Origin of the sequence: Pseudoalteromonas sp. BZB3, from assembly GCF_040104455.1 — a bacterium.
Lineage (GTDB): Bacteria > Pseudomonadota > Gammaproteobacteria > Enterobacterales > Alteromonadaceae > Pseudoalteromonas.
In genome coordinates, this window is sequence record NZ_JBECOS010000016.1 from 79523 (window position 1) to 92977 (window position 13455).

Annotated in this window: 13 protein-coding genes; 5 read left to right on the forward strand and 8 right to left on the reverse strand. The window is 39.8% G+C overall.

Going from position 1 to position 13455, the window contains the following annotated elements; translation table 11 throughout:
• Positions 1-96 precede the first annotated feature (96 nt).
• A complete protein-coding gene (locus ABMY35_RS17990; protein WP_349287463.1) occupies positions 97-1740 on the forward strand; it encodes an SUMF1/EgtB/PvdO family nonheme iron enzyme in 1644 nt (547 codons plus the stop codon).
• A gap of 263 nt (positions 1741-2003) precedes the next feature.
• Positions 2004-3992 carry a winged helix-turn-helix domain-containing protein gene (locus ABMY35_RS17995; protein WP_349287464.1) on the forward strand — a complete coding sequence of 663 codons (1989 nt, stop codon included), beginning with the start codon at positions 2004-2006 and terminating at the stop codon, positions 3990-3992.
• Between the two features lie 138 nt (positions 3993-4130).
• On the opposite strand, the gene ABMY35_RS18000 is transcribed toward ABMY35_RS17995, so the two are convergent.
• Positions 4131-4334 carry a hypothetical protein gene (locus ABMY35_RS18000; protein ID WP_138483640.1) on the reverse strand — a complete coding sequence of 68 codons (204 nt, stop codon included), beginning with the start codon at positions 4332-4334 and terminating at the stop codon, positions 4131-4133.
• A gap of 195 nt (positions 4335-4529) precedes the next feature.
• Here ABMY35_RS18000 and ABMY35_RS18005 point away from each other — a divergent pair, with 195 nt between their 5' ends.
• Positions 4530-4697: a DUF6435 family protein gene (locus ABMY35_RS18005; protein WP_349287465.1), complete on the forward strand. Its 168-nt coding sequence runs from the start codon at positions 4530-4532 to the stop codon at positions 4695-4697.
• 48 nt (positions 4698-4745) lie between these two features.
• Here the strand turns inward: ABMY35_RS18005 and ABMY35_RS18010 are convergent, their stop codons facing one another.
• From ABMY35_RS18010 to ABMY35_RS18020, 3 genes are all read right to left on the reverse strand, one after another.
• Entirely contained in the window at positions 4746-6944 is a 2199-nt protein-coding gene (locus ABMY35_RS18010; protein WP_349287466.1) for a TonB-dependent receptor, read from the reverse strand.
• Between the two features lie 20 nt (positions 6945-6964).
• Positions 6965-7105, reverse strand: a complete 141-nt coding sequence (locus ABMY35_RS18015) for a hypothetical protein (protein WP_349287467.1) — start codon at positions 7103-7105, stop codon at positions 6965-6967.
• Between the two features lie 185 nt (positions 7106-7290).
• On the reverse strand, positions 7291-8079 hold the full coding sequence (locus tag ABMY35_RS18020; RefSeq protein WP_349287468.1) for a polysaccharide deacetylase family protein: 789 nt from the start codon (positions 8077-8079) through the stop codon (positions 7291-7293).
• Between the two features lie 193 nt (positions 8080-8272).
• On the opposite strand from ABMY35_RS18020, the gene ABMY35_RS18025 reads away from it, so the two are divergent.
• On the forward strand, positions 8273-9310 hold the full coding sequence (locus tag ABMY35_RS18025; RefSeq protein WP_349287469.1) for a GGDEF domain-containing protein: 1038 nt from the start codon (positions 8273-8275) through the stop codon (positions 9308-9310).
• 151 nt (positions 9311-9461) lie between these two features.
• On the forward strand, positions 9462-10088 hold the full coding sequence (locus ABMY35_RS18030; protein WP_349287536.1) for a CsgG/HfaB family protein: 627 nt from the start codon (positions 9462-9464) through the stop codon (positions 10086-10088).
• 86 nt (positions 10089-10174) lie between these two features.
• Here ABMY35_RS18030 and ABMY35_RS18035 read toward each other — a convergent pair whose 3' ends face one another.
• From ABMY35_RS18035 to ABMY35_RS18050, 4 genes are all read right to left on the reverse strand, one after another.
• Positions 10175-10846, reverse strand: a complete 672-nt coding sequence (locus tag ABMY35_RS18035) for a DUF799 domain-containing protein (RefSeq protein WP_349287470.1) — start codon at positions 10844-10846, stop codon at positions 10175-10177.
• Positions 10843-11190 carry a DUF4810 domain-containing protein gene (locus ABMY35_RS18040; protein WP_171040924.1) on the reverse strand — a complete coding sequence of 116 codons (348 nt, stop codon included), beginning with the start codon at positions 11188-11190 and terminating at the stop codon, positions 10843-10845. Before ABMY35_RS18040 ends, ABMY35_RS18035 begins: the two co-directional genes overlap by 4 nt.
• A gap of 13 nt (positions 11191-11203) precedes the next feature.
• Positions 11204-11878 (reverse strand): CsgG/HfaB family protein, encoded by a 675-nt coding sequence (locus tag ABMY35_RS18045; protein ID WP_349287471.1) that lies wholly within the window; start codon positions 11876-11878, stop codon positions 11204-11206.
• A gap of 171 nt (positions 11879-12049) precedes the next feature.
• Complete coding sequence (locus ABMY35_RS18050) at positions 12050-13375, reverse strand: DUF5690 family protein (protein ID WP_349287472.1); 1326 nt, start codon at positions 13373-13375, stop codon at positions 12050-12052.
• Positions 13376-13455: the final 80 nt, after the last annotated feature.

Consider the following 13455-nt stretch of genomic DNA (forward strand, 5'->3'; position numbering starts at 1 on the left):
AACGAGAGAAAAATTTTTTAGAAAAATAATAAGACTAAAAACAGTGTGCTCACTATTGTTTGCTCAACAACAAAACAGGTGTAAACGGAGCACACAATGGTTAAAAAGATCCTTTCAATAGTCATTGCTTTGAGTTGTACTCAAGCATTCGCGAAATCCCAATCAGTGACATATTTCGAACCGCCTACAGCCAGTATTCATGCTGGTAGCTTTATGGCAAAAGATCATGCAGGGGAAGGTCGATATAAAGTGTCTATGCAGCCGTTTCAAATGGCAAAGTATGAGCTCACGGTGGCAGAGTTTAGAAAATTCATTGAAGATACAGGTTACGAAGCACCAAAAAATTGTATGCACGAAATTGGCCCAGGATGGTTTGGTGCGGGTGAGCGAGATGGCTCGTGGGATAACAATTTTTTTAATCTTTCTGAATATCATCCAGTGGTATGTATTGGGACAAAGGGCGCGGAAGAGTATGCCAAATGGCTTTCTGATAAAACGGGTAAGCAGTATCGACTTATGTCAGAAGCGCAGTGGTTATATGTGATGCGAACCGGGGGGTATGACGAGTATATTTCTGAAAATGGTAAAAAGCGTCATCAAGTATGTGAAATAGCCAACTTAGCTGATCAACACGCAAATGCGATGACAGGCAAAGTGTATCAAGCCCCATATTCATCTGCTTATACCATTGAAGATTGTAACGACAAAGAAATACTTTCTTCTACCGTTGGTTTATATAAAGCCGATAAATATGGGGTGCATGACTTGCTTGGTAACATTCAAGAGGTGGTTGCTGATTGTTATGTTGATGGTAAACAACGATTCCCTCAAGGGGGAGGACCTGTTACCCAAGCTAACTGTACATCACGTATTGCTAAAGGCAGTAGTTGGCATTGGGAGGTACCTGATCTAGACCGAAGAGGTGAAATGGCTGATGATTTTATCGCGGCAATAGAAGGTTTTCGTTTGGTACTTGATACAAACGGTAAAGCCTTACCTGCTCAGAGCGGTAGTGATCAATTTATGACCGGGTTAGCGAAAGCACAAAAGCAAGCCAAAATAGTGCATGCGCAAATAGCGGATTACCCAAGTAAAGTATCTAAGCTTTCTTTAAAAGACAAAGGCCGAGGAGTGACTCTAACCTGGCAACATCAACAAGATATGCTTGGTATAACTTATAAAGTGACTCGTTTAGACTTGGTTTCAAATGAAGAGCAAGTGATTGCAGAAGGCGTCTCAGGACTAAAATATGTCGATACTAAGCCAAGTAAGCATAAGGCGAGATACAAAGTGATGGCTCAAATTGGGGAGCGAGAGGGACTGGCGTCAAATACAGCGGATTCAAATGCCGTATATACCCATACCCTCCCTGCTCGTATTCAAGCTGAGGCATTCAGTCAAGGTACTGAAGTGAGTGTTCGAAACTCTTCTCAAGAGCCAAAACACGACTTGGTGTTTGCGAATATGCTTAATACCAGCGCTGATTACCAAGTAAAGGTAACCAAAGCGGGTAAGTACACACTAGAACCAAGAGTATTTCACAGTGGCGACAAACAGACATTTTCAGTGTTATTAAATGGCAAGTTGTTGAAAGACATCACCACAACAGGCGAAAACGGTTGGCAAACGGCCAGTGCAGTGCCTGTGACTTTACCTAAAGGGACGCATATACTCACAATTCAACCTGTTGGCGAGCGAACACGTCTTTCAATTAATTGGTTAGATGTGAAAAAACTCTAGTTGAGAACACCTTATATTGAATTCGGCCCTGATTGTCGTACACTGAGCGGGGCCGTGTTTTCGACAATGACAAAATAAAAATACCAATCCGCAATAACACTTAATCATTTTGAGGGATTAAACCTGATGATAGCGGTGTTAAAGGTTTCTCATTTAGAATAACTAAATAAGAAATCTTTGCCTTGCTACCAACAAAGTTTCTTTGCCTCAAAATAGACCACTTAGTTAAGCGGGTTGCTATAAAAGCAAAGGTTGCGTGCAGTATGATCCAGTTTCTAGATTTTGAGTTTGATGAGAGTCAGTCTGTCTTATATAAAGCTGGAGAGGTTATTCCGCTTAATAGTACTCAATCTAATTTACTGGCCCTGTTTATTTCTAACCCTCAAAAAATATTCAGTAAAGAAGATATCCTCACAGCAATCTGGCATTCAAAGGTGGTGTCTGAGCAAGTTGTTTTTCAGAATATCAGTCAATTACGTGCAATTTTAGGCGAAGATGCAATTAAAACATTTCCAAAAAAAGGCTATCAATGGCAACTAGAATTAATTGTAATTGATGCCTCATCAGAGAAACGGCAAACGCCTAATTATTCTCAAAGAGCAAATACCAGTCAGCAAGTAGAGCAAAAATTAGAAGAGAAAAAGTCACCTCTTGAAAGTATTGTCGAGCCAACAAGCTCAAAGAAAACATTCGACAAGCGTATTGTTATGGCCTGTTTGATGGTTGTTTTTTTTATTTCAGGCGCAGCTTACTATCATTCAGAGCATGGTATCTATATCAACAGCATAGGCTTGAAAGTACAAGAAGTGAGAGTTGAAAGTGACACCCAAGCCGAGCACAGTAACTTGCAGTTTATTCCTTTCACAGCCGATAGCCCGAGACACTTTGAAGATGAATTAGCAAGCCTACATGCTCAACTTGATTTTGCGCATGAGAACAAAGCGTTAGATACCAGAGATTTTATAAACTCACCATTTATGCAGTATCAAAAATTGAACGTTAATAATGCGCTGGTATTTACAGGGATCTTAAAAAATAATGGCGACTCAGCTACGAGTAAGCAGGCACCTTATTTACTTGAGTTACTAGTACAAGGCCCTGAGCGTAGTTGGAGTAGTTATTTGTATGGTCAGTCTATGTCTGATCTTGCGAAGCAGACTAATACACTTTTAGATAAGATAGCTAAAAGTGATTATTTTATTTTGAAAAGTGAGTCATTACTTTCGGCTGAGCTTTCTTTAGTGAATGATTCCATGGAGGAGTCATTGCATGCTTTACCATTATTAGCACATCAACTTATTCAAGCGGATAAATTTGATTCTGCTAGCGGCTATATCGAACTTTTATTGGCCGAGAGTGAGTTAAAACATCCGCTTTATTACGCCTATGGTAAGTGGCTAAAGGGGCAGCTTTATCAAGGTAAGCGAGACCCAATTAGCGCACAAACATTCTATGAACAAGCTGAGTTATTACTCTCTGATGCGCATATTTATGATTTGCAGGCAGAAGTAAATAAATCGATGGCTGAACTTGCGCATTCAATTGCGCACACTAAAGAAGATTATGATGCGATACACCGTTATTTATACAAGGCTGCAAGCTTGGCAAGGCTGGGCAAAAAGCCGGTCGCTGAAATTCGCGCTTATACCTTGCTTTCTATCAAGGCCAGTAAATTTGGTATGAAAAAAGAACGTATGGATTACCTTGTTCAAGCGAAAACTTTACTGGCTGAATACCAGTTAGATGGCTCTCATTATATGCTGCCTATGTATCACTTTGCCTTGTTTGCCCAAACCGAGGAAGAGCGCATTAAGTTTTATCATGAGGTGTTAGATAAGCCAGTGACACCTGAAAACTATTGGGTGTTTTTCTCTTCAGCAGATCAGTTATCAAAGTTATATTTAAAATTAGGCAAACCAGAAGCAGCGCTTGAAGTGGTAGAAAAAATAACAGAGCCTGCGCGTTCTGCGTTATTACATGCGCAATACTATCGGGCACTGGATGATATCGATAATGCCATCACTTATGCTAAACGCTCATTTAATATTGGTCGTGGTCAGCATTTGAATTGGTTGAGCTTAAACAGTGCCTTATTGCTGTTAGAGCTTAAGCAAAGCCAAGGCGAGAGTCATGAGTTAGCCGAATATCGAGAGTTTATCGCCAATCACGCTTCATATTGGTGGTTAAATTGGCGAAAAGAGCGATTAACTAAAGTGGGTATTGATGCCGAAGCACAAATGGCGGGTTTGTAATAAAAAATGGGTGAACCACTTAAGTGATACACCCATTGACTCGCTAATAAAAGCTTCCTTGTCTGCACTCTCAATGGAAAGTCAACAAAAAGGGAGATGAGAAACCCAACTGTTAATACGTCTACGCCAAAAAATAGTTCAATCTAAGTTGTCTAAATCATCGAACAGGTAATCTAAGCCATGTTGGGACTCAATTTGTGCCAGTTCATGGGCGCTATCTAGATCTCGTTGCTTCTTTCTCAACCGGCTGAGAATTTCGTCTTTGTCATGGTTGCCTAGCTGTTTTAAGGCTGAGATATCAAATTCATCATCATGCATCGCAATCACCTCTATGAGTAACATCACTTTTCAATGAAGCATACTTAGCAATAAGGACAGGTATGAAATGACCTGGTTAAACTTTTAGGCCTTTCAATAATTATTGAACGTTGTTTGTTCGAGTTTGGTTCAGTTTTAAGCAAGCACTATATACAGAGAATTAAAGTTGATCTGGTCATGCTTAAAAACGTATTGATACCTTTATCTAGGAGGGTGACAATGTTTGGTTTGTTTAAAAGAAATCCGAAAAAGAAAATGCGCAAAGAGTATGACGCGTTATTAGAGAAAGCGATGCATGCTCAGCGTAATGGTGATATAAGAACTTATTCTATGTTAACCGCTGAGGCTGAAAGTTTGTGGGATGAAATAGAAAAACTACCAGATTAAAAAAGCCTGCAGAGCAGGCTTTAGGGGAAATAAAGTTATAAAGTATCTTTAAAAGAACACATAGTCTAAACGCACTGATACGGTACGCTCAGGTAAGAACTCTATGTATTTTTGCGCTGTTGCACTGTTAGAGCGGCTACGGTCTCTCTTATAAAGCTCAGTTTCTTTATTGAATACGTTATTAAGGTGTAAGCTTAATTTCACGTTTTCATTCACTTCGTAGCGAGCAGATAGGTTAAATATCTTGTAAGCAGGAACTTGATCACCTTCTTTGGTATTAAAGTGAGTTTTATACTTACCATAAGCACTCATGTCAGCGCGAACGAATACAGGCTTGCCGTTTAATTCAAACTCTTTATCTAAAGCGATATAAGCATTGTATTTAGGCACCATTGTCATTTCGTCACCTTTCTTACCACTGATCGCAGTATTATCTTTAGTTAGCTCAGAGTTAGTGTAAGAGGCGTTGAATACTAGTTGTAGGGTGTCAGTAAGCGTTGCTGTTGATTCAAATTCTAAACCTTGTGACTGTGCTTCACCTGCATTTGCTGTGTAACTAAAGCCACATGTGTCCATATAAGTGCTTGTTCTAATATCTGTCCAATCTATATGGTAAGCCGCTGATGTAAAATTAAAACGACCGTCAAATAGAGAGGCTTTGTAACCAATTTCATAGTTATCAATAGAATCAGACGTGTAACGATCTTTTCTTTGGTTAGCATTTGGGTCAGCCTGACATGCAGCTGCAAGTGGGCCATTGTTACCACCTGGGCGGTAACCTTCAGAGTATAAGCCGTAGATTGAGTAATTGTCTTCAGGGCGCCATGAGAGGCTAAACTTGAAGCGGTTACCATCTTCTTCACCACCAGTTAGCGTCACTTCTTCTGACCAAATACCTTCACTCTCAGAATGGCTATAATCTTCTAAGTCAAAACGTCTGATACCGGCATTAACTTCAAATTCGCCCATATCTTTTGTTTCTATGGTGTAGCTCGCATCGGCAAATAGTGCTAACTCTCTATCCCATGAACCATATTCTCGAAGGTTCCAAATCTTGCTGCCATCGCCGAATTTATCGATACCCATTTGACGCACATCTAAGCCAGACCAAGACCACCAATAGTTAGCAGCAGAGATATCATCGCCACTTTCTAGGTATTGCCATTGATAATCAGGGATAGAAGGCGTGCTATATTTGTCGTAAAACATACCCACAGTCCATGATAATGGGCTATTTAAGTCATAGTTTTGGAAGCGCATTTCATGAGTTGTGCGTTTACTTTCACTTTTATTGACGATCCATGTTTTAAACATGTCAGCGCCGTCTAAACGAGACCAATCGTCTAGAGAGCTACTTTCGTTCTCACGATAAGAACCAGCGTAAGTGAATGAGGCGATATCTGCAATGTTATCTACGCTGACATTTAAAGTGAATAGATCATTCTCGTTTTGAGAGTAGCCATCGAATATACTGTAAACAGCATATTTATCTACAGCGCCTTTTACAAAATCTCCGCCTTGAACACAACGTACTCGACCCCACTCTGGGTCACATTCATTCCATTGATGCTCGACGTCATAGCCATATTTTGCATCTGGGTTATCTATGTAGCGTAAGCTGTAGTAACCGCCCGGCTTAGAGGTATCGCCTAAAGTTGTGCCCTGAGATGAATTTTCTCTGCGCACATAGCCAAAAGTGACCGCAGTATTATCATCTACTTGCCACAAAAGCTGTGAACGAAGGAAGTTTTCTTGGCTTTCGCTTTGGTTACCAGTTGCAACATTGTACATTGGGCGTTGATCGTTTTGGATGTTACCGTTTACACGAAGAGCAAGGGTCTGTTCAACTAGTGGAACATTAATGCCCAGTGACATACTAGTATCATAGTCATCAACGTTCTTTTCCATTTTTCCTATCATGGTACCGAACAGTTCGAATTCATCGAGTACTGGCTTTTTAGTAATAACGCGAACGGTTCCGCCAATGGCATTTGAACCATATAATGTACCTTGAGGGCCACGCAGTACTTCGACACGTTCAACATCAGCTAGGTTGGTAAATGCGAATGGAATATCATCGGTAAATGTAGCTGTAGTGCCAGGCGCTGCTGAGTTACCACCACTTAAACCGCGTAGAATAAGTTGACCTCGAGGTGCCGCCGCACCTGCTAGCGTTCTAAATAAGTCAGAGGCATCGACATAGTTTCGGTTGGCCATTTCAACTTCAGAAACGGCTGATACACTCATAGGTATCTCAACAATCGTTTCTACTTTTTACGTGAAGTAACAGTGATTACTTCAAGTTCATCCTTTGCTTGTTCTTCTGCAGAAGCAGTCATTGGTACAGAATACAAAGAGCTTGCAACAGCGATGCTTAACAAGCTGTGCGTTAGAGTTTTATTTTTCATGTTTTATCCCTTAATGCGTGGTTCTTTTTTAGTTACGCATCACTAATTTAATGTGCTAGGGATAAAACATTAAATACCCTTTTAGTATAAAAAAATGGATTTTTAATATAAAAAAACTAAATAAAAATATTTTATTTTTGTTTGTTTTCATTTTTGCAACTTTAATCATTTGCTTTGATTCGAACTTATTCATGTTTTTTGTTTATGTATTCATGTACATCACTCACCGTAGCTAGCCAATATTCATTTTTAGGGTCTTTTAAAAATTGAATTAATTGTTGAAGTGCATGTTCATCAACCGTGTAAGGCCCTTTTTTACCTACTTCATGGCCGGCGAGTACAATCCATGCATTGTTAAATTTAGCTTGTTCAATAAGCGCTTTCAGTTGCTCAAAGGTTTTTCCGTCCATACTAAAGGCTCGTATCTGCGCCGGGTCGTAATAGAAAGGATCATTGGCTGTTTCATCATTCCAGGTTCGGCCATAACTGAATGTTTCGGCAATTAAAGGTACATAGCTCTTTACCTCAGTGCCTCGGCCAACAAATGTTTGTCCACATGGATAGGCAAATCCTTTGGGAGCTGCACCAGTATGTGTCTCAATATATTGCTGGGCTTGCTTAATATCTTGTTTTAAAAAGCTTAAACTACTTTGTTCAAGCCCTTTGTTTTGTTTTCTTAGCCAGCGAAAATTACCTGTGCATAGATGACTCGCTGTGTGGTTTGCGATTTCATGGCCAGCGTCTGCTGCTTGTTTCCATTGCTGTTCTTTGCCCTGCATGTGGTATGGCATAAGATAGAAAGTCGCTTTCACATCATGTTTATTTAGGATCGGAATGCCTATGTCAACTTGAGATTTTCTCGCATCATCAAAGCTGAGGCTAATAGCATATTTCGCTTTGTTGGGATAAAAGGCGTGACTAGCAAAAGAGGTGAATACACACAGTGCAACAGAAATTGGCAAAATATATTTCATTTAAATCTTAGTCCTTTCTAATAAATAAATGTTCAAGATATAACCTTGGGAATAAAGCATCAACTCACTTCTATTTCTAATATGAATAAAACTCAATTTTAGGGTTGTATCGATAAATTGGTGTGTTTGTTGTTATAAGTGGAATAATCTTTCCTATACTTGAACAGAACAAAATCTCAACAAAGAAGCGATAGTGAGTATACAAAGTCAGGATTTTTTTTCGATTGAGCAAAAAAAAGTCGCCATATTAAGTAGGGTCGCTTGGTATTGTCTCTATTTGCATGCCGCATTAGTCTTCTTTTTTGCTTACATCGAAGCTTATTGGTTATCGGGGTTAAACATTCTCAGCGTTGTTTGTTGGGCTGTTGGTTTGAATTTGTTATCAAATGGCAAAGTGGCAGGAGGATTACAACTTATTTGCCTTGAAGTGTTAGTGCATTCGGTTGCTGTAAGCCTCACCTTTGGTATTGAGTTGGGCTTTCATTACTATTTGTGGGCCATCGCATGTATTCTACTAGTAGAGCAGACAATCCCTATTTTTCGTTCAATCGCTTTTGCAGTAACAATGATGTTGACGTTTGCCATCTTGGTCACATTCGAATTTCCTAATATTAGCCATTTTCCATACCCTAACTTATTACCTTACATTCATTTCTCCAATGTATTGATCAGCGGACTACCTATGATTTTTGCATTGGCCTCGTTGCGAGAAATGAGTATTCAGTCGCGAGAAGAATTGACTTTAATGGCAAGCAAAGATGCCTTAACAGGATTGCATAATCGACGCTTTGCACAAAAGCATCTGAGTTGCTCAAACTGGTTTGAACATTATGGAGAAGACACTGTGTTTGTTGTTATGGCAGACATTGATCATTTCAAGCGTATTAATGATAGATTTGGCCGTGAAAGAGGAGATGATGTTTTACGTATCGTATCAGGCATTTTTATTGACTGTTTTGAACAGCCAAATTTGGCAATCCGTTGGGGGGGAGAAGAGTTTTTGTTGATTGTGCATGAAAATGACAAGCACACAGTTCAACGCTTTATAGATTTGATCACCGCACTTTTACAGCAACACAAAGTCAGCCGTGAACAGTTAAAGGTGACACTCAGTTTTGGTGTAGCAAAATGGCAACAGGATATGAACTTTGAAACCGCAGTGTCTCGGGCAGATCAAGCCCTTTACGAAAGCAAACGCTTAGGTAGAGATAGGGTCACTTATTTTGATTGAATAAACAGCCATACACTTTCTAACAGTTCACAACATCTCTCTCACAGAATCTGGATGTAATCGATGTCATATTTAAACTCAGTTGGATAAGGAACGGGGTAAACTTGACATGAACACACGCACACAATTAATTTTAATTTCTTCACTCACTATGGCTGTTTTATCTGGCTGTACAGCTACAGAGTCATCACGAGTCATTCAACCGGTAACAGTGAATCAGGCTTTAGAGCAATATCAGGGCGAAAAAGTAAAAGTGTCACTTGGGGATATTCAAAATCGCTCAACCTACCACAATGGTATCTTTTCATCAGGTGAGGATCGCCTCGGATCGCAAGCAAAAACGATTCTTAAAACCCACTTACAGCAATCACAAAGATTCAGTGTGTTGGATAGAAGCAACTTATCGGCTTTAAGCCAAGAAGCACAGTTTGCTGATACGAAACAAAATATTAAAGGAGCACGCTATGTGCTTACAGGTGGTGTTACTGAGTTTGGCAGAAAGCAAGAAGGGGACCGTCAGTTATTTGGTATTTTGGGTAAAGGAAAGTCACAAATCGCTTATGCAAAAGTGAGCTTAAATGTTGTTGATGTAAAGACTTCTGAAGTTGTTTATTCAGTGCAAGGAGCGGGTGAATATAGCATGTCTAACCGTGAGGTAATTGGATTTGGCAGTACCGCCAGTTATGACGCGACACTCAATGGTAAGGTGTTAGATTTAGCACTGAGAGAAGCTGTAAATAATTTAACTGACGGGGTAGCACAAGGTAAACTTAAGTAAGATAACAGTTTATCAATAAAAAAATACCATCAATTGAAGCGCTCGAATTTTGTGGAGGGCTTTAAAATTGATGGCGTTTTTCAGGGTTACTTAGCTTTTTCACTCGTCGCTGGTTGGCCATATTTTGGCGAGCGATGTCCGTGTAAAAGGCCGTTGTGCATGTCTGAAGAAAGTAATCGCTGTGTTGCAATGCTAGAAATATCAAATCCAGCGTCCGTAGCACTTTCAATTACTTGATGAACGATAGCTTCTACTAACATACCAGCTAAGCCACCACCACTATTGCCCCTGTTTTCAGCAGAAGAAGCAGATGCAGTATCTTCCCAAAGTGTAACGCCTGTCTTTAAATCAACAAGCTTAGCGTTAAGTGATACAAGCGTTTCACTGCTTATAACAGAATAAGATGTACCATACTGCTCAATTGAAATATATAAGGCTGCATCAGCCCCAAAAATCTCATGAAGCTTGCTTGCAGGTAATGCTTGAGCATCGTTTGCAACGGTTATCCCGTTGTTCTTAAATGTCTGTTCAACTACAGCAACAGGATAAACGTAGTAACCTGATTCAGCAATTGGCATAGAGATTTGAGATAAAATGCTATACGGAGCAATTACTTCCGGAGAGTTATTTATTGGAGGTAAGACTAAAATTGATTTTGGATCTGAATTACGGAATTCAGAATAATCATGAGGGGCTGGAGGACTTACACAACCACTTAATAAAAGCATTAGGAATGCAATGGCGATAAAATTTTTCATGACTTACCTTTTGCTGAATTAACTAAAAAATCGATATATTGTTTTGATTCAGGAAATAATTCTGTCTCGATATTAAAATGTTCAAGACCTAAATTTGCATTACCTAATTCAAAGTAAAGCATACCCAAATGAGCATGAACACCTGGCGCAATATTCTTGTTTTTAGCTTTTGCAGTGTTAATAAGCTCTTCAAGTACCTCAACTTGTTCTGAGACCGTCATGTCATCTGACTTAAAGTAGTTATATACGACAGCATTATATTGACCGTGATAATAAAGAGGCTCTTTAGTTTTACAACCTGCTAGCACTGCTGTTACAGCAAGAACAAATAGTATTTTTTTCACTTTCTCTGACCTTTTATAGTTTCCAAGCACCTGATTCGATGCCATTTACAAGCTTATTGACAACTTCTCTAATAGCTAAATCCAATACCTTGCCATTAAGTGTTGCGTCATAGCTCGCTGTGCTTCCAAAACCTATGACTTCACGTTGTGATAGGCTATATTCGCCAGCACCTTGAACAGAGTAAACAATTTCAGAAGTTGAAGTGTCTACGATATTTAATGTCACTTTCGCATAGGCAATTTGAGATTTTCCTTTACCTAGAATCCCAAACAATTGTTTGTCACCAATTGCTTTTCTACCAAACTCAGTAATATCACCCGTGACAACAAATCTAGCGCCAGCGATTGTTTGTTGAGTACCAGACCTTTGAGCCTCGCTTTGTAGCATGTCCATATTGTCTCTATCTAAAACAGAGAAACGATTTGTTTGCTGTAAGTGGCTCATTAAAGTTGTTTTAGCTTGGTTTCCCAGTCGGTCTTGTCCAGAAGAGAAAATGCCATTTTGAAAACTAGAGCGGTTTACGAATTTACCAACGGCTATCTTACTTTTGACGCCAGTATATTGTGTGTTATAGGACGCAACTTTAGGCGTTTCTATAACTTGTGAGGTGGTTGTTGCGCATCCTGATAAAGCACTAGCGATTAAAACTGCTAGAAATGGTTTAGATAGATTAGTTTTTGTTATCAATTTGATATCCCTTTATTTATTTTAAGACATAGGGAGTAGTAAAATTTATAATTTTAAATGCAACTTCCCTATATTCGGAATGAATTTTAACTTTATTAAATAGAATTTTGCAATTTTATTTACAATTTGAATCTTTAATTTGCAGCTATTCTGTTTGATGATGCATATCATTCAGGGTGTTGTACTTTGTTGCCTTGCTTTGAACTGTGCCCATTGATTATTTGCTTTTTCCTTATAAACAAAATACCCAAGCGAAGCTGCGCTTAACACCGCGCCTAAAGCGCCAGTGATAATACTAAGCTCTCGCAAAAAGTCATTCCAATCTACTTGGGCAATCACAAGGCTCTGATACACCATCACGCCGACTGTGCCTAAATAACCAAATGAGTCCGCTAGATAAGTTAAAAAGCCAACATTGGCAGGACGGTTAAATGTTGCAATTAAGCGTTCGAACAGGGTGGTTGAGAAAGGCACATAGGCGAGGTAGAGGCCAATGCCATTTAACACCATCCAATAAATAGGACTCAACATTCCCTGTTGATAGGCGAGCGAGCTTAATAAAGTGATTGTGAATCCGGCAAAAATGAGTAAATGATTAATCACCATTGCAAGGTGGTTGTCTTTAATCAGTTTGAGTAGAGCCACAATGACGAGCACCACCAGTGCAATCGGTAATTCGGTAAGTGTAAAAAGTGCTGGGGCGCCATCAAGGCCAGTTGCTAGCCAGACATCGGCGGCGAAACTATCGCGTAAATCTCTAAGCACGGTGAGCAGCACATATCCTATGATCAATAACGTGAGGCCAAAACCAAGTAACTTAAGTAACTCTTTGCGGCTTTCTTTGGTCATGGGCACACGGGCGCAGCGCTGGTCGATATCAGCTTGATTAGGGGGAGGGAGTTGATCAAGCATCCACACAGACAATGCCAACAGAGGTAAAAAAAGACTGGCAGTAACAAATGGCATCCATAACTCAGTTACACCGTAGCCCATCATTAAATAGCTGCCTACGGTTTTTACCAACCCTGAGGCAACAATAAAGCTTGTGCATAGCCCTGCTGCTAATATTTCCGTGACTCTTCGCCCTTCTAAATAACTAAATACGATACCCCATACCATGCCAAGCGGTAGGCCATTTAATAGCATAAAAGTTGCGTTGTAAGGCTGTGGGATAAGCGCAAAACCGAGCAGAGCAAGCCAAGCAATAATGACTAAAGTGAGAATGGCTTTGGCTCTACCGTGACTTTGTAATTCAGAGATGACTTTAATGCCAATGAATTTAGAGAGCGCATAACCAAAAATTTGTGCCGTTAAATAAAGCGTTTTAAGTGATAGGCCTAACAGTGAGGTGTCGGCATATAAACCAACAGCGACAGGTTTGCGAAAACCATACATAAACGCATAGGTGCTACAGGCTGCAATAATGGCGTAGATGCAAAACAACAGGGTATTACTGCTGAGGTTATGTTTTATCTTGCCGCTAAGGTCACAAAGCATATGACACACCTTCTAAAAATGCGCCAGTTTGGTACGAACCAAACTGGCTAGAGTAGATGCTCAGTGTAGAGGCTTTATAT